Origin of the sequence: Rhizobium sp. C1, assembly GCF_021026335.1 — a bacterium.
GTDB lineage: Bacteria > Pseudomonadota > Alphaproteobacteria > Rhizobiales > Rhizobiaceae > Ensifer_A.
Genome location: NZ_JAJNCY010000007.1, coordinates 40,414 through 62,355, shown reverse-complemented (window position 1 = coordinate 62,355; position 21,942 = coordinate 40,414). Strand labels below are relative to the sequence as shown.

Sequence of the window (21,942 nt, the reverse complement as noted above, 5' to 3'; positions counted from 1 at the left end):
GAGGGGAGAAGAGGAAGAGCCGCAGCGTCTTGGACATCCTCGCCCCATCGGGAAGAGGTCCGCCGAGCGAAGCGGAGGCGGGGTGAGGGGGAGCCGCATATGCGGAAAGAAGATGTCATACGCTGTGCGATGGAAACACGAAAACAGGATGCTGACCCATGAACATCGGTGAAGCCTCGGAGCGCTCCGGCCTGCCGGCGAAGACGATCCGCTATTATGAGGATATTGCGCTCGTCGCGCCCGACCGGTCCGACAATGGCTATCGCAACTACTCCTCAAACGACGTGCATCGGCTGCGCTTTCTGCATCGCGCCCGCAATCTCGGCTTTTCCATCGATGAATGCCGGCTGCTGCTGTCGCTCTATTCGGACCGAAATCGCGCGAGTAGCGATGTCAAGGCGGTTGCCGAGCAGAAGCTCTCCGAGATCGACGCCAAGATTGCCGAGCTGCAGTCGCTCAAGTCCGCCCTCCAGCCTCTAGTGGATTGCTGCCATGGCGACGACCGGCCGGATTGCCCCATTCTCGACGATCTTGCAGGCCATGGCCTTCGAAGGGGAAAAGGGCAGGCGTGACGCCGCCGCAAGGCGGTGCTATAGCCGGCTCATGAAAGAGGGCGGGCATGGCATGCGCAAGATAACGGTTCTGGGGTCGACGGGCTCTATCGGTGTTTCGACGCTGGATGTGATCGGGCAATTGGGCGGACGCGAGGCATTTGAGGTGCTGGCGCTGACCGGCAATAGCAATATCCCGCTGCTCGCCGAACAGGCGATGGCTTCAGGCGCCAAGCTCGCCGTCACCGCCAGCGAAGAGCTCTATTCCGAACTGAAGGATGCGCTTTCCGGCACCGGCATCCAGGTCGCCGCCGGCAAGTCGGGCCTCATTGAGGCCGCCGAGATGGAAGCGAGCCTTGTCATGGCGGCCATCGTCGGCACGGCGGGCCTTGCGCCGACGCTTTCCGCCGCAAGGCGCGGTGCCGATATCGCGCTTGCCAACAAGGAATGTCTCGTTTCCGCCGGGGCACTCTTCGTCGAGGGGGTCGAGAAGGGCGGCGGCAAGCTGCTGCCGGTCGACAGCGAACACAATGCCATCTTCCAGGTGCTGGAGGAAAACCAGCGCCACGCGCTGGAGCGCATCGTGCTCACAGCATCGGGCGGGCCGTTCCGCACATGGACGCGCGAGCAGATGGCGGGCGTCACTGCCGCGGTCGCGCGCGTGCATCCCAACTGGTCGATGGGCCTGAAGATTTCCGTCGGCAGCGCCTCGATGTTCAACAAGGCGCTGGAGATGATCGAGGCGAAGCATCTCTTCCGCGTTGCGCCCGAACAGATTGAAGTCATCGTCCACCCGCAAAGCGTCATCCATTCCATGGTCGGCTACACGGATGGCTCCGTGCTCGCCCAGCTAGGCTGCCCCGACATGCGCACGGCCATCGGCTATGCGCTCGCACACCCCGCGCGCCCGAAGCTCAATGTCGAACGCCTCGACTTCGCCAAGCTCGCCCGCCTCGATTTCGAAGCCCCCGACGAGACCCGTTTCCCGGCACTCCGCCTCGCGCGCCTCGCCATGACCCGCGGCGGCCAGCAAAGCGCCATCATGAACGCAGCGGAAGAAACCGCCTTCGAGGCGTTTGTGGAGGAGAAGATCGGGTTTCTGGAAATGGCCGATGTGGCCGAGGCGGTCATGGAGGAGATGACCGGCTGGGGGGCGGCCGCGACGGTCGAGGATGTGTTTGCGTGTGATGCGGAGGCGAGGGCAAGGGCCGGAGAGTGGGTGCGGGGGAAGCGGGCGGCTTGATGGGGGGGGGCAACGCGCCCTCGCTGCTGTGGACGACCTTAAGTTAGAACTTGAAAGCAAGTGGTCGTTGTTTTGCTTGGGCAGTAAGTCGGTCATTGCAAGCATTGCGTTCATTTTCGCTTGCCGTCATAGTTGAGCCCACAGGAGTCACGGCTCCTCAACAATGGGTGGCTAAAGATGAAGCTGAAGCAGTACCGGGTTCGTGAGTTCCGCAGCATTTGGGACAGCGGAACGATAGAGGTTGATCACCAAAGCACCTGCTTCGTGGGCAAGAACGAGGCAGGAAAGACTACTCTTCTGACGGCCCTTTATCGCACTAATCCAATTCGACCAAATGACGCTGTTTTTGATGAAACGTACGACTACCCGAAGCGCGAGGTCGAAGATTACCTGCACGCGGTCGAAAGTGGCGAGCGCCAGAAGGCTGTAGTAGTCAGTTGCACTTACGAACTCGAGCAGGATGACTTCGACGCGATTTCGGAGGTCTTCGGGCCAAAGGCGTTTACCGGCCCGACATTCACCCGTGAGTGTTACTACGGCAAGAACAGCAGCATGGGTTATTTGAATTGCGATGAGGATGCGGCAAGGAAGCACCTCGCTGACAACTCAGCGCTGACTGATGACTTAAAGACCAAGCTACTTGGAGCACCAAGCTGGGAGGCATTTGCGGCGACGCTTGATGGCACAGAAACCACTGACGCTGTCACGGCGCTTAGAGCTCTTGTCGCTAAGGTAATCAAGAGCGGCAACTTGCGCTCTTACATCTATCATAATTTAATCTGGCCCCGTGTACCCAAGTTTCTTTACTTCGACGAATATTACCAGATGGAAGGGCAGGCCAACCTCAACGCCCTCATCACACGGGAGGACAGTAACCAACTTTTGGATTCAGACTACCCGCTTATCGGTCTCATCAATCTTGCGCGCCTCGACCACCGCAAGCTTGTGGCCACCAACAATACCGTGGAACTAAAGAATAAGCTGCAAGGTGCCGGGAACCATCTCACTCAGCGTATCGTCAAGTACTGGTCTCAGAACAAACACATCCAAATGCGCTTCGACGTGCGTGACGCCAAGGCCGGAGACCCTGACGGGATGCAACACGGTGTCAACGTGTGGGGCGAAGTGTATGACTCCGTGCATTGGGCCACGACGCCGCTAAGCAATCGGTCAAGGGGTTTTGTCTGGTTCTTCTCGTTCTTGGCTTGGTATGAGGATGTGAAACGACAGAAGCAGAACGTCATACTGCTCTTGGATGAGCCTGGTCTGTCGTTGCATGGTCGCGCGCAGGCCGACTTGTTGCGCTACTTCGATGCGGAGCTATCGGCCCACCAACTGCTGTACACCACGCACTCGCCGTTTATGATCGACCCAACTAAGTTCGAGCGTGTACGGATTGTACAGGATTTAGGCATCGACGCCCCCGAGGTGCTGCCCAAGGAGGAGGATGGAACAAAGGTCCTAGCCAACGTGTTCGATGCCACCGACGACAGTTTGTTCCCCTTGCAGGGTGCGCTCGGCTACGAAATCCAGCAAACCCTATTCATTGGACCAAACTCGCTCATAGTCGAGGGGGTCGCCGACATGCTCTACCTGCGGGCGGTAGCAGCCCAATTGGCGCGCGAGGGCCGCGAGGGCTTGTCTGAGGATTGGGTGATCACGCCCGTCGGTGGTAGCAAGAAGGTGCCAGTATTCGTGGCGCTTCTTGGCTCGCAGAAGGGAATGAATGTGGCTACTCTGCTGGATATTCAAAACAGCGACAAGCAGTTCATCGAAGACCTATACAAGAAGAACCTTCTCACCAAGAAGCAGGTGTCCACTTACGCAGACTTCACCGGAACTGCCGAAGCCGATGTGGAGGACATGTTCGACCGGTCGTTCTACCTGGAGCTCGTCAACAGCGAGTACGGGAAGCAGCTTGCATCGAAGATCACCCTTTCGAAGCTCAACCAACATGTGCCGCGGACGCTGCGGGCGATTGAAGCATGGCTAGCAGACAACCCGATGAAGTCTGGTTCGTTCGGCCATTACAGGCCCGCGCGCTACTTCAGTGAGCATGTGAGCACACTTTGGCCGAAGGTGTCGGACGAGACCAAAGATCGGTTCGAGGCGGCGTTCAAGCAACTGAATGGGCTATTGCGAAAGTAGCAGCTACTAACTGGATTTTGAGGCGCGATAGAGGCGATTTTTCCGTGCGTTAAACTGCTGTCGCTAACAGCTCTCCCTCCTACGAAAGCCCCCACCTTGCTCGAAACCCTCATCGCCAAATATGGCCTTCTCGCCATCCTGATCGGGTCCGGGATCGAGGGGGAGACGGTGGTGTTTTTGGGGGGTGTTTCGGCGCATCGGCATCTTCTGCCTTTCTGGGGTGTCGCCGCAGCGGCGGCGATCGGGTCGTTCGTGGCGGACCAGATCTTCTTTTTCCTAGGGCGCCGGGCGAGTTCGCTGGGGTTTGTGCAGAGGCTCACGTCCCATGCCGTTGCGGCGCGGGGCAAGGCGCTGCTGGAGCGCTATCCGACCGGGTTCATCCTGGCCTTTCGCTTCATCTACGGCATGCGCACCGTCAGCCCGATCATCATCGGTCTGTCTTCCGTGTCCGCCCGCAGGTTCGTGCTGCTCAATGCCGTCGCGGCTGCTGTGTGGGGCTTTGTCATTTCCGCCGCCGGCTATCTGTTCAGCAATGCGATCGAAGCCGTGCTCGGGCGGCTGCACCTGCATGTCCACCTGATCATCGGTCTGGTATTCGCGGTCGCCTTTGGTGGGCTCCTGCTGATCTGGAGCCGCAGGGGGCTTGGCAGAGCCCCCTGACGATCTTCGGGTGACGTCGCACGGATGGGAGCGCGTCTGGCGTTGCCTCAGACGCCATACACCGCAAGGCGCAGATTGTCCGGAAACGCGCCCATGCAGCCCTCCAGCGCCGTGTTGCTCAGCGATACCATCGTGATCCCCGCCGCGCGGTCCACCAGCCAGGTGTTGCCGTAAACGCCGCCCCATTGCACCGCGCCCTTGGCCATGGTGTTGAGCGCCATGCTCGGGTCTTCGCAGACGGCGCCGAAGAAGCCGAAGCGCATGCCGGGTTCGCAGGTGATGGTGCCGACCTGGTTTGCGAAGCCGGCTTCTGAGAGGTTGCGGCTGAGGATCCTGCCGCCGCCGTTGGCCAGCGTGTCGAGGAGCGTCATGACCTCGCCCGCCGTGCCGGCCATGCCGGCGCCGCCGGACTGGAAGGCTTTTGGGTTGAAGATACGGTCCGGCGAGAAGCCGGCGGTCCAGCCGGATTCGCGCGGAGGATAATAGGGGCTCGGCATGCGGATCGCGCCTTTCGCGCCATCGGCATAGGCGGCGGCTAGGCGCTCGCGATCGGTAACGTGGAAGCGGCTGTCCTTCAGGCCGAGCGGGCCGGTAATGTAGTGGTTCACCACCTCTTCCAGCGTGCCGCCATGGACGCGGGCAATCAGCGCGCCGAGAATGTCGAGGCCAACGGAATAGGCCCAGGCGGTGCCGGGCTCGAAGGCGAGCGGGATATTGTTCAGCGGGCGGAAATTCGTCTCGGCGTCGCGGTCGGTGTCGAGAATGCCCACCGTCACGCGGTTTTCCGGGTCGCGCTCTTCCAGCGTCGGGTCATAGGTGAGGCCCGATGTATGCGTCAGCAGGTGGTGGATGGTGATCGGCGCAGGCTCGCCGTTCGGCCCCTTGGGATGGAACCAGGGCAGGTGGTCGACTGCGAGGTCGTCCAGGCCGAGCTTGCCCTTGTCGATCATCGCGAGCGTCGCGGCGGCCACGAAGGGCTTGGTGACGGAGGCGAAACGGAAGATGGTGTCCTCGCGCGTCCGTTTCTCCGCCTCGCGATCGGCATAGCCCGCGGCGCGGCTATAGATTTCCTTGCCGTTCTTCCGGACCTTGACGACGCAGCCGACGATGGTCTTGCGGGCGACGGCGGTGTCGATGACGCGGTCGAGGCGGTCCTGCATGGACATGGGTGATTCCTGATCTTTCTTTTCTGGACGCATTTCCGGACGGAAAACCGGTTTCCACTTTTCCTGGAAATGCTCATAACGGAAACGGAGCATGTCGCCATGCTCCGTTCAATTCAGAAATATTGATGTGTGGTTCAGCCGCTTACGCGACAGCCCGCGCCAGTGCGCAGCGTGACCAGAGGCTATGCAGGGCGCCGACGAAGTGGCGCATGTCGTCATCCGTGTGGAACGGGCTTGGCGTTATGCGCAGGCGCTCGGTCTTCTTCGGCACGGTCGGATAGTTGATCGGCTGAACATAGATGCCGTAATTGTCGAGCAGCAGGTCGGAGATCCACTTGCACTTGGCGGCATCACCCACCATCACCGGCACGATGTGGCTCGGGTTCGGCATATGCGGAATGCCGGCGGCGTTGAGCATGTTGCGGAGCGTGCGCACACGCTCCTGATGACAGAGCCGCTCTTGCTGGCTGGCCTTCAGATGCTTGATCGAGGCGAGCGCGCCTGCAGCGATTGCCGGCGGCAACGAGGTGGTGAAGATGAAGCCGGAGGCGAAGGAGCGGACGAAGTCGATCAGCGCTTCCGAGCCGGTGATGTAGCCGCCCATGACGCCGAAGGCCTTGCCGAGCGTGCCTTCGATGACGGTGATGCGGTGCATGACACCTTCGCGTTCGGCAATGCCGCCGCCGCGCGGGCCATAGAGGCCAACGGCGTGGACTTCATCGAGATAGGTCATCGCGCCGTATTTGTCGGCGATGTCGCAGATGTCCTTGATGGGGGCGATGTCGCCATCCATCGAGTAGACGGATTCGAAGGCGATGAGCTTGGGCGCTGCCGGATCGGCGGCGCGCAGCTTGGCTTCGAGGTCCTTGAGATCGTTGTGCTTCCAGATCACGCGCTCGCACTTGGAATGGCGAATGCCTTCGATCATCGAGGCGTGGTTGCCCGCATCCGAAAAGATGATCAGGCCGGGGATCTTGGCGCCCAGCGTGCCGAGCGAGGCCCAGTTCGACATGTAGCCGGAATTGAAGAGGAGGGCGGCTTCCTTGCCATGCAGGTCCGCGAGCTCGCGCTCCAGCAGGACATGGTAATGGTTGGTGCCGGAAATGTTGCGGGTGCCGCCGGCACCGGTGCCACACTGGTCGATAGCGTTCTTCATGGCGTCCATCACGGCGGCGTTCTGGCCCATGCCGAGATAGTCGTTGGAACACCAGACGGTCACATCCTGCGGGCCGTTTTCAGTGTGGCGGATCGCCTTCGGGAAGTTGCCGCGCTGGCGCTCGAGATCGGCGAATACGCGATACCGGCCTTCCTGGTGCAAACCATCCAGCTCGTTCTTGAAAAAGGCCTCGAAATCCATTCTCGTCTCCACACCTGCCATGGCGTTTTCAGGTTTCGCGTGACCCGCGTCAAGTCCCGACAGTTAGATTCCTTCTAAACTGCGGCAATTCGCGCATCACGTTTTCGTGGGAAGCAGATTGCGTGTCTGCGGCCCTCATCAACCTTGCTAGCATCGGGAAACGCTCATCCAATTGATGTATGTCAACAGGCGCTAGATTCGCGGATATTGTTCGTGTGTCCCTCCGAACAGGCCACCCGCGTCAGTCGACGTGTTCTACACTGTCGATCGTAAATCTTTAAGAATTGTTTACCAAGAGTTGCGGTGTGTTAGGGATGCGGAAAAAGCGCGGCGGATTTGCCGGTCAGCCAGTAGCCGAGAAGGCCGATCCATTCATGCGCGGCGCCATCGACAAGCGCAAAGCCTTCCGCCACGCTTGCCGGAAAGGCGCCGAGCCGGGCCAGGCCGAATGTGCGATAATCGACCGGGTAGGGGATGACGTCGAAGCCCACCGCCCGAAACGTGCCGACCGCGCGCGGCATATGGCTGGCGGAGGTCACCAGCAGCCAGCGCTCTCCCGGCTTTGGCTTGATCGCTTCCACAGTGTAGCGGGCGTTTTCCGCCGTCGTGCGCGATTTTTCCTCCATCTCGATGCGGTCCGCCGGAAGGCCCATGTCCACCAGCAGCCTTTTCGTCAGCGCGGATTCCGTGTTGGCGCCGGGGTCGCCGAAATGGCCGGAGCCGCCTGAGAGGAAGATGCGCGCCTGCGGATAGCGCACCGCCAGCGCCGCCGTTTCCGTCACCCGCTCGGCTGCATCGTTGATCACGATCGTATGACGTGCCGGCGACAGATCATCGTCCACCGGACCGCCCAGCATGATCACGCCAGTCGGCGCCTCGGTCAGGACAGGCTGCGGAAAGCGGTCCTCGAGGATTGCCAGCGGCACATTGGCCAGCGGCGTGATCCCGAACACGAATGTCAGCAGGATCGAAGTCACGCAGAGCGCGATCATGGCGCGGCGCTTGCGAAAGACGAGGAGCAGAACACCGACAAGCCCGAGAAGAAAGACGGCTGTCGAGGGCGTTGTGACGAGGCCGACGAGCTTGGAAATGACGAAGAACATGAGGTCTCGTGAAATGTCCGGGGATGCAAATGGTGATCCCGACGCGATTCGAACGCGTGACCTACAGATTAGGAATCTGTCGCTCTATCCTGCTGAGCTACGGGACCACTGGCATTCTCAATACTAAAGCAGCCGGGAGAAGCCAAGGTTTTTCTCCCTGTTCGGCTCAGCCTTCCAAAGGTTCCGCCGGCTCGTTGAATACGTCTGATTTGGTTAAGCATTCCGAAATACGGGCCTGCGATAGTGCAAGAGGCTGAAAAGCCGGATTTGTATGTTGTTGAACGGCAAATGTAGGTCTTCTTGGTCAAGATTCCGAAGAAGGTGGTCATCATTGCCTCCGGTGTGGTTGTCCTCACCGGGGCCTCTGGCGCGACTGCGTTTTTCATCGGCAAGGACAGGATTCTCGGCCCCTCGGCGCAGGAACTTGGCGGCGTGGAATGCACCGACGTCATCCGCGTGGCTGATATGCGGAAGGATCGCGGGCCTTGGCTGCGCAAATATGTGCGCGTGCCGCCCGGCACGGATGGCATGACGCGGGTCAAGACCGCGCTGCGCGTCGCCAAGAAGGTGCAGGAGACCCTGCCGGCCGATCTCATCGAAATCGCCGTGCTCGATCAGGCGGGTCCCGACAAGCGCGCCATGATGCGCGGCCGCGCGATCGGTGCCGAAGTGATCCTCGTCAAGGATGCCGCCAAGACGCCGGGCATTACCGCGCCGTATACTGTGCAATATTACCAGGGTGCTGCCAGCGGGACCGGCATGTTCTATGGCGAGGAGGCCACGATGACGTCCGAGGAGGCGGAGGCGCTTCTCGACAAGATGAAGGACCTGACCGATTGCGCTCCGCCACCCGGCAAAGAAGAGGCCGGCGACAAGAAGGGCGAGAAGAAGAAAGAAGCCAAGCACGAGAAGAAGCCGGAAAAGAAGGAAAAGAAGAAGGAAGGCGGCGGCCACGAGGCGGCTGCCAAGGAAGGCGAGGGCCACGAAGCCGGCGCCAAGGAAGAGGCCAAGAAGGAAGAGCCGAAAAAGGAAGAAAAGCCGGAAGTCGTCTTCCCAAGCGACGTCTTCGGCCGCATGCAGAAGGCGGCGTTCCAGAAGGCCGAGTCCGCCAAAGAGGCCGAGGAAGAGCACAAGAAGGAAGAGGAAGCCAAGAAACCCGGCATTTTTGGCAAGATGCTCGGCATGGTCGGGCTGGGCTCCAAGGATGAGGCCGAGGGCGAGCACGGTGCAACGGAAGAGGGCGGCGGCGAACATGCCGCGCCTGCCGGCGAGAGCGGCGCGGAAGACGCGCCCGCCAAGGTCACGCCCATTGCCGGCCATGGCGCAAAGCCTGCTGACGATGCGGAAAGCAAGGCTGAAGGCAACAGCGGGGACAGGGCCGGAGACAAGACGGAGGGCAAGCCCTCTGCCCAAAAGCCGCATGCCGCAAAGCCGGAGAAGCCTGCCAAGGAAGAGGCCGGCAAGACAGACGGCAACAGCGGTGGCTTCATGTCCAAGATGCTCGGCATGGTGGGTCTGGGTGGCGACAAGCCCAAGGAGACAATCGAGCATTCCGGCGGCCCTGCCATTGTCAGCGGCAAGAGCGTGACGAAGGACGAGGCGGGCAAAGCTCCCGCTGCCGAAGGAGCATCGCACGGAGAGGAGAAAGCCCCCGCGCATGGCGAAACGCCTGCCGCTGCCGATCATGGCGCGGACGCTGCCCAGCCGAGCGCCGAAGAGCCGTCAGCGCCGGCGGGACATGGTGCCGCCCAGCCCGAAGCGCCGGCCGCAGAGGCACCGGCGGACATCAAGCCTGAGGCAGAAGCCGATCATGGGGCTGCCGCCGACCATGGCGTGGAGACGCCAACGATCGATGCCGCCCCGGCGCATGACAAGCCTGCAGCCCATGAAGCGTCCACGCGTAATGATCCGGTTCTGGAGACGGTGAATGCTGCTGACCACAAGCCGGCTGAGTCGGAAGGTGAGCAACCGTCGGCTGAGCCCAAGAAGGACGATCATGCGTCTGCGGCGCACGGTGGTTAGTACGAGAAATATTAGCCACAGTTCAGATGACCAAGGAGATTGTTGCAACGCGCCTGATCTGTGGTTGGGTACTTTGCCGTCAGGCTGAATGTCCGCGCCGAAGTCGACTTTCGGGATGTGCCTGCTCATCGATCTGCCGCTTTGCAGCGCTCGCGAGAAATCCTGATCGGGTCAATCCGTGGGCCTGGGCATAGGCGTCGATTTCAACAAGCACGTCTTCGGGCAGGGTGATATTGAGGCGAACCACCTTCCGGCTCTGTGTCTTCAGCGGGATCAGAACGGCCACGGCATCCTTGTTTTCAGGATCGCTCATGATGGCTTCAAGGGTCGAAGGTTCAGGAACGGCCTCGCCATCCTCGATCAGCCCATCGACATGCAGTGCGAGCGCTTCCTGTGCCATGGCGCGCGCATCATCCAGATCCGTGCCTGCCGTCGCAACGCCGGGAAAGTCAGGAAAGGAAACGCCGTAATCGCTGCCAGCATCCTTGTGGATCAGTCCGATATAATTCCTCATCGCTTCACCCCAGTTTCAGCCCGGATTGCTTTTCGATGCTCTTCAAGGTTCCGATCGGAATATCCCGCTTGGGATGCGGGACCATGACGCGGCCTTTCTTGTCGGGATGCTTGAACTGAACATGGCTGCCGCGGATAGCGACTTCAAGCCAGCCATCGGCTTTCAGAGCCGAGATCACATCCGCGCTTCGCATGCGCTATTTATACACACTGAATGTGTATGGCGCAACGGCGTTTGGACCCCGCTTTTTCAGCGGGGTACCGGTGGTTGGTTATCGCGAACGTTCGATGAGCCTCAATCCGCCTTCTGGCGGCGGGCCGGGAAGAGGATGATGTCGCGGATCGACGGGGCGTTGGTCAAGAGCATGATCAGGCGGTCGATGCCGATGCCGAGGCCGCCTGCGGGCGGCATGCCTTGATCGATGGCGTCGAGGAATTCCTCGTCGAGCTGCTTTTCCTTTTCGCCGCGGGCATGGGCCTGTTCCAGCTGTTCCACCATGCGGCGGCGCTGTTCTTCCGGATCGTTGAGTTCGGAAAAGGCGTTGCCAAGTTCCCAGGCGTTGCAATAGGTCTCGAAGCGCTCGACGAGGCGCGGTTCGCCCGGCACTTCCTTGGCGAAGGGCGAGATGTCCTTCGGGAAGTGGGTGACATGGCTCGGCTGGATGAGCGTGCCTTCGACCTTTTCTTCAAAGATGAAGGCCAAGCATTCGCCCCAGGTCCAGTCCTTCTCGACTTCGAAGCCGGCAGCCTTGGCAGCGGCGCGGGCCTCCTCGTCGGTCTTGATGGCCAGGAAGTCGATGCCGGTTGCTTCCTTGACCGCGTCGGGCATGGGGACGCGCTTGAACGGGCCCTTGAAGGAGATTTCCTTGTCGCCGAAAGGGAAGGCGGTCGTGCCGTGGATCTGCAGCGCCAGTGCCTCGAACAGGCGTTCGACGAGGCCCATCACGTCCTCATAGTCGGCATAGGCCCAGTAGCACTCCATCATGGTGAATTCGGGATTGTGCCGGGTGGAGACGCCTTCGTTGCGGAAGTTGCGGTTGACCTCGAACACTTTGTCGGAAAGGCCCGAGACCAGCGTGCGCTTCAGGAACAGTTCCGGCGCGATGCGCAGATACATGTCCAGCTTCAGCGTGTTGTGATGCGTCTTGAATGGCTCGGCCGTCGCGCCGCCATAGACGGAATGCAGCATCGGCGTCTCGACTTCCATGAAGCCTTCCTGTTCCATGAAGCGGCGCACGCCCGAGATGATCTTGGAACGCTGCTGGAAGCGGAGCTTGGACTCCTCGTTCGTCATGATGTCGAGATGGCGCTTGCGGTACTTTGTCTCGATATCCGTCACGCCATGCCACTTTTCCGGCATGGGCAGCAGCGCCTTGGTCAGCATGGTGATCGTGTGGACGTTCACCGTCAGCTCGCCGCGCTTGGTGCGGCGGACTTCGCCCGTGACGCCGATGATGTCGCCGAGATCGATCAGCGGCAGCAGGTTGCGGGCCTCTTCGGACGTCACGTCCTTGTGGCTGAAGACCTGCACCTTGCCCGACGCATCGACGATGTCGATGAACATGCCCGAGTTGCGGTTCGAATAGACGCGGCCGGCGACGGTGACGATATCGCCCGTCAGCGTGTCGGGCTCGATGTCCTTGTACTTCTCTGCCAGTTCCGCATTGGTGATCGTGCGGTGGAAATGCGCCGGATAGACATCGCCGATCGTCTCGCGAAGCTTGGCGAGCTTCTGCGCACGCACTTCGGTGACGTCGGAGGAGAGGGCGGTTTCGGTCTTCTGTTCGGTCATGGTCTTATCCGTTGTTCTTCTTTTCAGCCTCGACGCCGAGCTTGACGGCGGTGGCTGCGGATTTCAGGCGCTGGCGCACGACGGAGCGGCCGAGTATGGCCATGCTATCGAAGAGCGGCAGAGAACGCGACGAGCCGGAGACGGCGATGAAGAGCGGTGCGAGCACGTCGCGCAGCTTCTTGTCCATCCGCTCGGAGATGGCGCGCAGTTCCGCCTCGATGCTTTCGACGTTCCATTCGACGATCTTCTCGAGATCAGCCTGCGCCGTTTCGAGGATCGCCTGCACGTCGGCGAGCGGCACCTTCTTGATATTGGCGAAGTCTGCAGCCGTCAGACCGAGGTCACCCTTCAGGAGGAAGCCGGCGAGGTCGGGGAGGTCGGAGAGGCGGGTGATGCGGCTCTGCGAGAGCTTCATGCCTTCGCGGAAGCGGTCGTTTTCCTGTGCCCAGGCGAGAACGCGGGCGACGAAACCTTCTTCGGTCAGGCCTTCGCGCAGCCAGCGGCCATTCAGCCAGTCGAGCTTCTGAATATCGAAGATCGCGCCGGCCTTGTTCAGGTTTTCCGGGTCGAACTTTTCGGCCAGCTGCTCCATGGTCAGCATCTCTTCGCCTTCGGCGATCTGGATGAAGAAGAGGCCAAGGAAGTTCATCAGCGCTTCCGGCAGGTAGCCAAGCGCGGAATAGTACGAGATCGAGGTCGGGTTGCGACGCTTCGACAGCTTCGTCTTGTCGGCGTTGCGCATCAGCGACAGATGCATGAATTTCGGCGGCTCGAGGCCGAGATACTTGTAGAGGAGGATGTGCTTCGGCACGGAGGCCAGCCATTCCTCGCCGCGCGCCACATGCGTGATCTTCATCAGATGGTCGTCGACGACGTTCGCCATGTGATAGGTCGGCATGCCATCGGCCTTGAGCAGGACCTGCATGTCGACGCTATCCCACGGGATCGACACGTCGCCATAGACGCCGTCGTGGAATTCGCAATTGCCTTCGGTCGGGATCTTCATGCGCACGACGGAGGGCTCGCCCGCATCCATGCGGGTCTTGACCTCTTCGGCCGAAAGCCGCAGGCACTTGCCGTCATATTTCGGCTGCTGGCCGGCGGCGCGCTGGGCAGCGCGCATTTCTTCCAGCCGCTCCGGCGTGCAGAAACAGCGGAAGCCATGACCGGCGGAGACGATCTTCTCGACATAGTCGCCATAGATATGCTTGCGGTCCGACTGGCGATAGGGGCCATAGGGGCCGCCGATATCGGGGCCTTCCGACCATTCGAGCCCGCACCATTTCAGCGCGTCGAGCACCTTCGTCTCGAATTCCGGCGTCGAGCGGGTCGCGTCGGTGTCTTCGATACGCAGGATGAAGGTACCGTTGTTCTTCTTGGCGAAGAGATAATTGAACAGCGCGATATAGGCAGTGCCGACATGCGGCTCGCCGGTGGGCGAGGGGGCAATGCGGACGCGGACGTTGGATGCGGTCATCGTCATGGATCTTTGCAAGGCAGATTTCAGTGCACCCGGACGGGTGACGAGATCATGCAGGTTCCGAAAAATAGCGCCCCTGCCGGGACGAGGTCGCGGCAGGGGATATCGGTCTGCGTTAGGCCATATTGGCCGGGAAAGTCAAGTGAAGCGATTGGCTTCGACCTGCTTCAGCCTTTGCGTTGCTTGGCGTTGCGCGCCAGCATGTTCAGGATCTCGACCAGTGCCGAGAAGCCCATGGCGGCATAGATGTAACCCTTGGGCACATGATAGCCGAAACCATCGGCGATCAGCGTCATGCCGATCATCAGCAGGAAGCCCAGCGCCAGCATGACGATGGTCGGATTGCGCTCGATGAATTCGGCCAGAGGATTGGCGGCGAGCATCATCGTCGCCACGGCGACGAGAACCGCGATCACCATCACCGGCAGATGCTCGGTCATGCCGACCGCCGTGATGATGCTGTCGACCGAGAAGACGATGTCGAGCAGGATGATCTGGAAGATCGCGGCACCAAAGCCGAGCGTGACCTTGGCGTCGGCCTTGCTTTCTTCCTGTTCGGCCGGGTCGGTGCTGTGATGGATTTCCTTGGTCGCCTTCCACACGAGGAAGAGGCCGCCGGCGATGAGGATCATGTCCTTCCAGGAGAAGTCATGGCCGAAGGCGTTGAACACGGGAGCCGTCAGCTTCACGATCCAGGCGGCGAAGCTCAGCAGGATGAGACGCATGACCAGCGCCAGCGATATGCCGATCGTGCGCGACTTGCGGCGATGTTCGACGGGCAGCTTGTTGGTGAGGATCGAAATGAAGATCAGGTTGTCGATGCCGAGCACGACTTCCATGGCGATCAGCGTCACGAGCGCCGCCCAGACGGCGGGGTCCTGGGCAAGAATGATAAGGTTGTCCATTGTTCACCGTCTTGGTTACATTGACGGCGCACATAGGTATTAACGACGCCTCCGCCAAGAGGAGCTTTGTCAAAACTTGAATTTCAACCTATTCTGATATGCCGCTCAGGCGGCATATGCTTTCATGAACACGCGAATTGCAGCCCGGACGGTGGTTTCGATTTCCGCATCTTCGGGCTGATTGCGTTCATTGAAAAGGCAAGGCTTGAAAAGGCCGGCTGTGCAGAGGTCTGCAAACTGTCGGGCTGCCAGAAGCGGATCGTCCAGTGCAAGCTCGCCTCTCGCGGCGCGGGTCGCGAGATAGTCCTTCAGGCGATAGGCGCCTCGCGTCGGGCCGCAGTTCAGGAACATGTTGGCGACTTCCGGCATGTCATCGATGACGCCCAGCACCATGCGCAGGCTGCGCACCGTGTTCGGATCCGTCATATGGCGGCCGAACATCATGCCGAAGTTGAAGAGCACCTCTTCGAGCGGCTTGTCGTCGACCAGGATACTGCTGACGGCATCGAAAATCCGCTCCCGCTCGCGCTGGATCAGCCCGGCGAAGAGCTCTTCCTTGTTGTTGAAATAGACGTAGATCGTTCCTTTCGAAACGCCTGCCGCCTTGGTAATGTCGTTCATGCTCGCGCCGTCATAGCCGTTCGCGGCGAAGACTTTCTTCGCGCCGTCCAGAATCTGGTCGCGTTTTGCCGGGTTCTCGCCTGCGCCGAGCCTGCCGTGGGCCTGAAGGCTGTTGCGCGTGCGGCTGACGGCGCTGAGTTCGCCAATGGCTGTCATGCCGGATGCTTCCCTAACTCATTTTTATTAAGTGAACCGATCGGTTCGATTTCCCTTGATATGGTGCAAAACATGGATTATGTCAATGCCAATGACTGAACCGATCGGTTCGAACTGCCCTATCAGGAAAATGTCTTATGGCCAAGAATGCAGGCAATGCAGCCGTTCATCTTGTTGATGGCGAACAGGCTGACGAGATCGTTCGCGAAGAGGCGACGGGGAAGACGGCTGATGCTGAGGGTCGCGCCGAAGCAAAGCCTGCCCCGGCTGCCGCTCCGACGAAAGCCGCGCAGCGCAAGGGCGGCCGCGGTCGCCTGATCCTCGGTGTGATCGCGCTGGGCGTCGTTTCGGCTGCCGCCTATTACGGTCATGAGTGGTGGACGACCGGCCGCTTTATGGTTTCGACCGATGACGCCTATATCGGTGGCGATATCAACTATGTCGCACCCAAGGTCGGCGGTTATGTCAAGACCGTCAACGTCAAGGCCAATGATTACGTCAAGGCCGGCGATCCGCTCGTCACGCTCGATGATGGCGATTATCGCATCGCGCTTGAACAGGCCCGCGCGCAGCTCGCCACCCAACAGCTTTCGCTGAAGTCGATCGATGCGCAGCGCCTTGTCGCCGTGGCGGCCCAGCAGCAGGCGCAGGCGAAACTGAGGGCTTCGCAGGCCGCCCTTCATGGTGCTCAGCTGGCCCAGCAGCGCGCCAGCACCCTTCAATCCAAGGAATTCGCCAGCGCCTCGTCGCTCGATACCGCCAATGTGGCGCTTGAGCAGGCGCAGGCCGATGTCGGCGCCTCCAACGCCGCCATTCAATCGGCCGTCGCCAATATTGCCGCGATCGATGCGCAGCATGCCCAGGCGGAAAGCGCCATCAAGTCGATGCAGCTCGCCATCGACAAGGCCGAACGTGACGAGAGCTTCACGGTTCTGCGTGCGCCCTTCGACGGCATTGTCGGCAACCTGTCTGTTCAGGAAGGCGATCTCGTGACGCCCGGCATGCGGCTTGCCGCCGTCGTGCCGTCGGATGCGCTCTACATCGACGCCAATTTCAAGGAAACGCAGATCGCATCGATCCAGCCCGGCCAGACGGTCGGCATCCATGTCGATGCGCTCGGCGACAAAAAGATCGAAGGCAAGGTTCTGTCGATCTCGCCGGCCTCCGGCGCGGTCTTTTCGCTCCTGCCGGCCGAAAACGCCACCGGCAACTTCACCAAGATCACCCAGCGCCTGCCGGTTCGCATTGCGATCCCCAAGGATGCGCTTGCTACGCATCGTCTGATGGCCGGCCTGTCGGTTGTGGTCGATGTCGATACGCGTACGACGCCTGCCACCCCAAAGACAGCGTCTGCGCAGTAACGACACCCGGAAGGTTTGCGCGGAAGAGACTATACGCGCAAACCTTCCATCCCTTTGTTCTCCCCGATCGCGGGCAACGAACCGCGAAGCATAGTTGCCGGGTTTGCTCCGGTTGAGGAACTGGCCATGGCCGACGATATCGCGAAGGACGTGCAGGCAGGCGTAGCGCCCGAACCTCCAGTCCCGGTACGCAATGTCTTTGCGTTCTTCGCGATGGTTCTCGGCATGTTTATGGCCATTCTGGACATCCAGATCGTTTCGGCGTCGCTTTCGGAAATCCAGGCCGGCCTTGGCGCGAGTTCGGACGAAGCTGCCTGGGTGCAGACCGCCTATCTCGTGGCCGAAGTCATCATGATCCCGCTTTCGGGCATGGCCGCGCGGATTCTTTCGACGCGCGTCATGTTCACCGTTTCGGCGGCAGGGTTCACGATGGCCAGCGCGCTGGCCGCGACCGCGACCAATATCGACCAGATGATCATCTACCGCGCGATCCAGGGCTTTATCGGCGGCGGCATGATCCCGTCGGTCTTTGCGGCTGCCTTCATCATCTTCCCGCCATCCAAGCGCCCGATCGTTTCGCCGATCATCGGCTTGATCGCGACGCTGGCTCCGACCATCGGTCCGACTGTTGGGGGTTATCTCAGCCACAGTTTCTCCTGGCACTGGCTGTTCCTCGTCAACGTGCCGCCCGGCATCATCGTGACGATTGCCGCCTGGACGCTGATCGATTTCGATAAGCCGGAACCCGGCCTTGCCCGCAATTTCGACTGGACCGGCCTGATCAGCATGGGCGTCTTCCTCGGTGCGCTGGAATATGTTCTCGAAGAGGGCAACAACAAGGGCTGGCTTGAGGATGAGAAGATTGCTGTCGGCGTGGTTGCGATCGTTATTGCAGGCCTGATCTTCTTCTATCGTGCGTTCACGGCGAAGTTCCCGATCGTCGACCTCAAGGCCTTCACCAACCGCAACTTCGCTTTCGGCACGGCCTTCTCCTTCATCATGGGTGTGGGTCTTTACGGGTTGACCTATCTCTACCCGGTCTATCTCTCGGCCATCCGCGGTTACGACTCGCTGATGATCGGCGAAACGATGTTCGTGTCGGGTCTCGCCATGTTCTTCACGGCACCCGTTGCCGGCATCATGTCGCGCAAACTCGATCCGCGCATGATGATGATGATCGGCTTCTTCGGTTTTGCCTGCGGCACGCTGATGATGACCCGCATGACAGCGGACTGGGATTTCTGGGAACTGTTCGTTCCGCAGATCCTGCGCGGCTGCTCGATGATGATCGCCATGGTGCCGATCAACAACGTGGCGCTCGGCACGCTGCCGCCGGATCGTATCCGCAATGCGTCCGGTCTCTATAACCTCAGCCGTAACCTTGGCGGCGCCGTGGGTCTTGCCGTGATCAACACGATGCTGACCCGCCAGACGCGCTCGCATTACGAGCAGCTGTCGGAACATGTGCAGTGGGGCCGGCCGGAAGCGCGCGACATGGTCACTTCCATGACCAACAAGTTCAATGCGCTCGGGCTGGATGGCGGTACCGTGGCGATCAAGCAGCTGGCCGGTATGGTGGAGCAGCAGGCCTACATCCTGTCCTTCATCGACGTGTTCCTGCTTCTGACGTCGCTTTTCGCAATGCTCGTCGTCTCGTCCTTCCTGATCCAGAAACCGGAAGGTCCGGCCGGGGCATCCGGCGGCGGTCATTGACGCCGCGGACGGACGCGTTACCGTTTCCGCAGCCTTTTGAGTCGCGAAAGTCGGGAGACGTGTCCTGTCCGAAGAACCTCTCCTTGAGACCGAACGTCTGATCCTGCGCCCGCCATGTGCTGAAGACCTGCCGGGCTGGGCGGCGATGATGGCCGATCCGGACAATTCCCGTTTCATCGGTGGACCGCTGGGCGCGCGCGCTGCCTGGGCGAGCCTTTCGATCATGGCGGGCGCCTGGGGGTTGCACGGCTTCGGCAATTTCTCCGTTCTCCTCAAATCCACCGGTCAGTGGATCGGCCGCGCTGGTCCCTGGATGCCGCCGGGCTGGCCGGGGCCGGAAATCGGCTGGGCTTTCCTGAAGGAGAACTGGGGTGAGGGTTATGCCAGCGAGGCGGCCCGCGCGACGATGATCTGGTCACGCGATGTGCTCGGCTGGGACCATGTCATCCACATCATTCACCCGGAGAATTCGCCTTCCATGGCGCTGGCGGAGCGTATCGGTTCGCATTTCGAACGTGAGCTTCCAGCGCGCACGCTGGACAACGCGATCCCGCTTCTGATCTTCGGCCAAAAATTCTGATTTACGTACCTCAAAATTCTGATAAGACGTTCGGCGAGGAGAGAACATGCGTCCCACCGTTCACGACATTGCAGAGAAAGCGGGCGTCAGCCTCGCCACGGTAGACCGTGTGCTCAACAATCGCCCCGGCGTGAAGCCGAAGACGCGGGCGCTGGTTGAGGACGCGATCGCCGAGATCGGCTATGTGCGCGATGTCGCCGCCGCCAATCTGGCGCGCAAGCGGCTCTATCGGTTTGAGTTCCTGATCCCCGACAGCGACAACTCGTTTCTGGATCAGCTCCGCGCGGCGGTCCACGAGGTTGCTGCGCTCTCCCGCGTCGAGCGGGTGGAGATCGGCGTTCGGGAGGTAGCGGCTTTCGATGCGCAGGCACTGGTTGCTGCCATGCGCAAGGCGATGATGGGCGCGCCGGATGGGATCGCTATCGTTGCCATCGATGAGGATTCCGTTCGTGCCGGCACTGAGGAGGCAGCCGAGGCGGGAATTGCCGTGGTGACGCTGGTGTCGGACCTTCCCGGCTCGCGGCGCATTCACTATGCGGGCATCGACAACCTTGCCGCCGGACGCACGGCGGCGAGCCTGCTCGGGCGGTTCATGGGCGCAACTGGTTCCGTTGGGGTCATCGTCGGTTCGCTGAATGCCCGCGACCATCGCGAGCGTCTGGCGGGGTTCGAGCAGGTGATCGAGCGCAAATATCCCGAAATCCGGATTTTGCCCCTTATCGAAGGGCGCGACGACCCGGCGCGTGTGCAAAGGCTGGCGGAACGGCTTCTGGCCGAGCAGCCCGAGCTTTCCGGCCTCTACAGCCTCGGCGCCGGCAATCGCGGTCTCGTCAAAGCACTGCGGGCGCATTCGCCGGTGCGGCATCTGCCTGTGATCGCGCATGAGTTGACCGCAACGACCCGGGCGGCGCTTTCGGAAGGGTTGTTCGACGCGGTGCTCAATCAGGATGCCGGCCACGAGGTGCGCAGCGCCGTGCGGGTGATGAAGGCGCATGCCGACGGGCTTCATACGGTGGACGCGCAGGAGCGCATCCGCATCGACATTTTCCTGAAGGATAACATGCCCCAGTAAAGGCGGGCGGGAGGAAACAGCATGTATCTCGGTCTCGATCTCGGCACGTCCGGCGTCAAGGCGCTTCTCATCGACGACAAGCAGACGATCCTTGCCTCCGGCAACGGCTCGCTGGACGTCTCGCGGCCGCATTCCGGCTGGTCGGAGCAGGACCCGGCCCATTGGCTGCGCGCCACCCGCGAGGCGGTGGCCGCCATCAAGGCCAGCCATCCGGAGGCGCTGGCGTCCGTCAAGGGCATCGGCCTTTCGGGCCAGATGCATGGCGCGACGCTGGTGGACAAGGCCGGCAATGTGTTGCGCCCCTGCATCCTCTGGAACGACACGCGCTCCTTTGCGGAAGCCGCCAAGCTCGATGCCGATCCGCGCTTTCGCGACATCACGGGCAACATCGTCTTCCCCGGCTTCACCGCGCCGAAGCTCGTCTGGGTCAAGAACAACGAGCCGGAGATTTTCGCAAAGGTCGCCAAGGTTCTGCTGCCGAAGGATTATCTGCGGCTCTGGCTGACCGGCGAATATCTCTCCGAAATGTCCGACTCCGCCGGCACAAGCTGGCTCGATACGGGCAAGCGTGCCTGGTCGCCGGAACTTCTGGCCGCCACCGATCTCGATGAAAGCCATATGCCGGATCTTGTCGAAGGGACTGCGGAAGCCGGCGTGTTGCGGACCGAGCTGCTGGCCGAATGGGGCATGGTCGGTCGCGTCGTCGTGGCCGGCGGGGCAGGGGACAATGCGGCCTCGGCGGTCGGCATGGGCACGGTGCATTCCGGCTCGGCCTTCGTGTCGCTCGGTACCTCCGGCGTGCTCTTTGCGGCGAACGATCGCTATCTGCCGAACCCGGCCAGCGCCGTTCATGCTTTCTGCCATGCGATCCCGAATACCTGGCACCAGATGGGCGTCATTCTCTCCGCGACCGATGCCCTCAACTGGCACTCGCATGTGACAGGCAAGAGCGCGGCCGAGCTTTCCGCCGAACTGGGCGACACGCTGAAGGCGCCCTCGGGTGTCACCTTCCTACCCTATCTCTCCGGCGAGCGCACGCCGCACAATGATGCGAAGATCCGCGGCGTCTTTGCCGGACTGGAGCACGAATCCTCGCGCGTCGTGCTGACGCAGGCGGTGATGGAAGGCGTGACGTTTGCGATCCGTGACAATCTGGCGGCGCTGAATGCGGCCGGCACGACCATATCGCGTGTGACCGCCATCGGTGGCGGCTCGCGCTCGCGCTACTGGCTGAAGTCGATTGCGACAGCGCTCAACATTCCGGTCGATATTCCGGCGGATGGCGATTTCGGTGCGGCCTTCGGCGCGGCGCGGCTTGGGCTGCTGGCGGCGACGGGGGCCGATCCGCTTTCGGTTTGTACGGGACCGAAGACGGCGGAGACGGTGGAGCCTGAAACGGCGCTGAGTGCGGCTTACGACGAGGCTTACCGGCGCTACCGCGCGCTTTATCCGGCGGTGAAGGCGGCGATGAACAACTGAATGCTCCCCCTCACCCTGCC

General features: G+C 61.2%; 19 protein-coding genes and 1 tRNA gene. 10 read left to right on the top strand and 10 right to left on the bottom strand.

The genetic code is table 11. From position 1 onward, the window contains the following. The first annotated feature begins 158 nt into the window (after positions 1-158). From cueR to LQK83_RS15510, 4 genes are all read left to right on the top strand, one after another. The gene (gene cueR / locus LQK83_RS15525; protein WP_230838306.1) at positions 159-572 is read left to right on the top strand and encodes a Cu(I)-responsive transcriptional regulator; all 414 of its coding nucleotides are present in this window, start codon (positions 159-161) and stop codon (positions 570-572) included. Between the two features lie 31 nt (positions 573-603). Beyond that, positions 604-1,794: a 1-deoxy-D-xylulose-5-phosphate reductoisomerase gene (gene dxr, locus LQK83_RS15520; protein WP_230838450.1), complete on the top strand. Its 1,191-nt coding sequence runs from the start codon at positions 604-606 to the stop codon at positions 1,792-1,794. 177 nt (positions 1,795-1,971) lie between these two features. Next, positions 1,972-3,942 carry an ATP-dependent nuclease gene (locus tag LQK83_RS15515; protein ID WP_230838305.1) on the top strand — a complete coding sequence of 657 codons (1,971 nt, stop codon included), beginning with the start codon at positions 1,972-1,974 and terminating at the stop codon, positions 3,940-3,942. A gap of 96 nt (positions 3,943-4,038) precedes the next feature. Next, positions 4,039-4,602 (top strand): DedA family protein, encoded by a 564-nt coding sequence (locus LQK83_RS15510; RefSeq protein ID WP_230838304.1) that lies wholly within the window; start codon positions 4,039-4,041, stop codon positions 4,600-4,602. Between the two features lie 47 nt (positions 4,603-4,649). Here LQK83_RS15510 and LQK83_RS15505 read toward each other — a convergent pair whose 3' ends face one another. The 4 genes from LQK83_RS15505 to LQK83_RS15490 form a co-directional block, all read right to left on the bottom strand. Then, positions 4,650-5,768 (bottom strand): serine hydrolase domain-containing protein, encoded by a 1,119-nt coding sequence (locus tag LQK83_RS15505; protein WP_230838303.1) that lies wholly within the window; start codon positions 5,766-5,768, stop codon positions 4,650-4,652. Between the two features lie 142 nt (positions 5,769-5,910). After that, positions 5,911-7,125 carry a 5-aminolevulinate synthase gene (gene hemA, locus LQK83_RS15500; protein ID WP_230838302.1) on the bottom strand — a complete coding sequence of 405 codons (1,215 nt, stop codon included), beginning with the start codon at positions 7,123-7,125 and terminating at the stop codon, positions 5,911-5,913. 308 nt (positions 7,126-7,433) lie between these two features. Beyond that, the gene (locus LQK83_RS15495) at positions 7,434-8,228 is read right to left on the bottom strand and encodes a YdcF family protein (RefSeq protein ID WP_230838301.1); all 795 of its coding nucleotides are present in this window, start codon (positions 8,226-8,228) and stop codon (positions 7,434-7,436) included. Between the two features lie 30 nt (positions 8,229-8,258). Further along, positions 8,259-8,335: transfer RNA gene (locus tag LQK83_RS15490), tRNA-Arg, on the bottom strand. Between the two features lie 193 nt (positions 8,336-8,528). Between LQK83_RS15490 and LQK83_RS15485 the strand changes: the two genes are divergently transcribed. After that, positions 8,529-10,250 carry a hypothetical protein gene (locus tag LQK83_RS15485; protein WP_230838300.1) on the top strand — a complete coding sequence of 574 codons (1,722 nt, stop codon included), beginning with the start codon at positions 8,529-8,531 and terminating at the stop codon, positions 10,248-10,250. A 79-nt stretch (positions 10,251-10,329) separates the two neighbouring features. On the opposite strand, the gene LQK83_RS15480 is transcribed toward LQK83_RS15485, so the two are convergent. From LQK83_RS15480 to LQK83_RS15455, 6 genes are all read right to left on the bottom strand, one after another. Next, positions 10,330-10,764 carry a type II toxin-antitoxin system HicB family antitoxin gene (locus LQK83_RS15480; RefSeq protein WP_230838299.1) on the bottom strand — a complete coding sequence of 145 codons (435 nt, stop codon included), beginning with the start codon at positions 10,762-10,764 and terminating at the stop codon, positions 10,330-10,332. A gap of 4 nt (positions 10,765-10,768) precedes the next feature. Continuing rightward, positions 10,769-10,957 (bottom strand): type II toxin-antitoxin system HicA family toxin, encoded by a 189-nt coding sequence (locus tag LQK83_RS15475; RefSeq protein WP_230838298.1) that lies wholly within the window; start codon positions 10,955-10,957, stop codon positions 10,769-10,771. 101 nt (positions 10,958-11,058) lie between these two features. Next, the gene (gene lysS, locus LQK83_RS15470; protein WP_230838297.1) at positions 11,059-12,555 is read right to left on the bottom strand and encodes a lysine--tRNA ligase; all 1,497 of its coding nucleotides are present in this window, start codon (positions 12,553-12,555) and stop codon (positions 11,059-11,061) included. A gap of 4 nt (positions 12,556-12,559) precedes the next feature. Further along, positions 12,560-14,032 carry a glutamate--tRNA ligase gene (gene gltX, locus LQK83_RS15465; RefSeq protein ID WP_230838449.1) on the bottom strand — a complete coding sequence of 491 codons (1,473 nt, stop codon included), beginning with the start codon at positions 14,030-14,032 and terminating at the stop codon, positions 12,560-12,562. Positions 14,033-14,202: 170 nt separating this feature from the next. Then, positions 14,203-14,940 carry a TerC family protein gene (locus LQK83_RS15460; RefSeq protein ID WP_230838296.1) on the bottom strand — a complete coding sequence of 246 codons (738 nt, stop codon included), beginning with the start codon at positions 14,938-14,940 and terminating at the stop codon, positions 14,203-14,205. A 105-nt stretch (positions 14,941-15,045) separates the two neighbouring features. Next, entirely contained in the window at positions 15,046-15,717 is a 672-nt protein-coding gene (locus LQK83_RS15455) for a TetR/AcrR family transcriptional regulator (protein ID WP_230838295.1), read from the bottom strand. A 137-nt stretch (positions 15,718-15,854) separates the two neighbouring features. On the opposite strand from LQK83_RS15455, the gene LQK83_RS15450 reads away from it, so the two are divergent. From LQK83_RS15450 to xylB, 5 genes are all read left to right on the top strand, one after another. Further along, a complete protein-coding gene (locus LQK83_RS15450; protein WP_230838294.1) occupies positions 15,855-17,078 on the top strand; it encodes an HlyD family secretion protein in 1,224 nt (407 codons plus the stop codon). Between the two features lie 126 nt (positions 17,079-17,204). Further along, on the top strand, positions 17,205-18,791 hold the full coding sequence (locus tag LQK83_RS15445; protein WP_230838293.1) for a DHA2 family efflux MFS transporter permease subunit: 1,587 nt from the start codon (positions 17,205-17,207) through the stop codon (positions 18,789-18,791). A gap of 64 nt (positions 18,792-18,855) precedes the next feature. After that, positions 18,856-19,371, top strand: a complete 516-nt coding sequence (locus LQK83_RS15440; protein WP_330166291.1) for a GNAT family N-acetyltransferase — start codon at positions 18,856-18,858, stop codon at positions 19,369-19,371. 46 nt (positions 19,372-19,417) lie between these two features. Next, positions 19,418-20,443, top strand: a complete 1,026-nt coding sequence (locus tag LQK83_RS15435) for a LacI family DNA-binding transcriptional regulator (protein WP_230838291.1) — start codon at positions 19,418-19,420, stop codon at positions 20,441-20,443. Positions 20,444-20,464: 21 nt separating this feature from the next. Then, entirely contained in the window at positions 20,465-21,922 is a 1,458-nt protein-coding gene (xylB, locus tag LQK83_RS15430) for a xylulokinase (RefSeq protein ID WP_230838290.1), read from the top strand. The last annotated feature ends 20 nt before the right edge of the window (positions 21,923-21,942 follow it).

Bases quoted from the DNA above. Each gene is read 5' to 3' on its own strand.
- cueR (WP_230838306.1), top strand. From the start codon at position 159: ATGAACATCGGTGAAGCCTCGGAGCGCTCCGGCCTGCCGGCGAAGACG.
- dxr (WP_230838450.1), top strand. From the start codon at position 604: ATGAAAGAGGGCGGGCATGGCATGCGCAAGATAACGGTTCTGGGGTCG.
- LQK83_RS15515 (WP_230838305.1), top strand. From the start codon at position 1,972: ATGAAGCTGAAGCAGTACCGGGTTCGTGAGTTCCGCAGCATTTGGGAC.
- LQK83_RS15505 (WP_230838303.1), bottom strand. From the start codon at position 5,768: ATGTCCATGCAGGACCGCCTCGACCGCGTCATCGACACCGCCGTCGCC.
- hemA (WP_230838302.1), bottom strand. From the start codon at position 7,125: ATGGATTTCGAGGCCTTTTTCAAGAACGAGCTGGATGGTTTGCACCAG.
- LQK83_RS15495 (WP_230838301.1), bottom strand. From the start codon at position 8,228: ATGTTCTTCGTCATTTCCAAGCTCGTCGGCCTCGTCACAACGCCCTCG.
- LQK83_RS15480 (WP_230838299.1), bottom strand. From the start codon at position 10,764: ATGAGGAATTATATCGGACTGATCCACAAGGATGCTGGCAGCGATTAC.
- LQK83_RS15475 (WP_230838298.1), bottom strand. From the start codon at position 10,957: ATGCGAAGCGCGGATGTGATCTCGGCTCTGAAAGCCGATGGCTGGCTT.
- lysS (WP_230838297.1), bottom strand. From the start codon at position 12,555: ATGACCGAACAGAAGACCGAAACCGCCCTCTCCTCCGACGTCACCGAA.
- gltX (WP_230838449.1), bottom strand. From the start codon at position 14,032: ATGACCGCATCCAACGTCCGCGTCCGCATTGCCCCCTCGCCCACCGGC.
- LQK83_RS15460 (WP_230838296.1), bottom strand. From the start codon at position 14,940: ATGGACAACCTTATCATTCTTGCCCAGGACCCCGCCGTCTGGGCGGCG.
- LQK83_RS15455 (WP_230838295.1), bottom strand. From the start codon at position 15,717: ATGACAGCCATTGGCGAACTCAGCGCCGTCAGCCGCACGCGCAACAGC.
- LQK83_RS15450 (WP_230838294.1), top strand. From the start codon at position 15,855: ATGGCCAAGAATGCAGGCAATGCAGCCGTTCATCTTGTTGATGGCGAA.
- LQK83_RS15445 (WP_230838293.1), top strand. From the start codon at position 17,205: ATGGCCGACGATATCGCGAAGGACGTGCAGGCAGGCGTAGCGCCCGAA.
- LQK83_RS15435 (WP_230838291.1), top strand. From the start codon at position 19,418: ATGCGTCCCACCGTTCACGACATTGCAGAGAAAGCGGGCGTCAGCCTC.
- xylB (WP_230838290.1), top strand. From the start codon at position 20,465: ATGTATCTCGGTCTCGATCTCGGCACGTCCGGCGTCAAGGCGCTTCTC.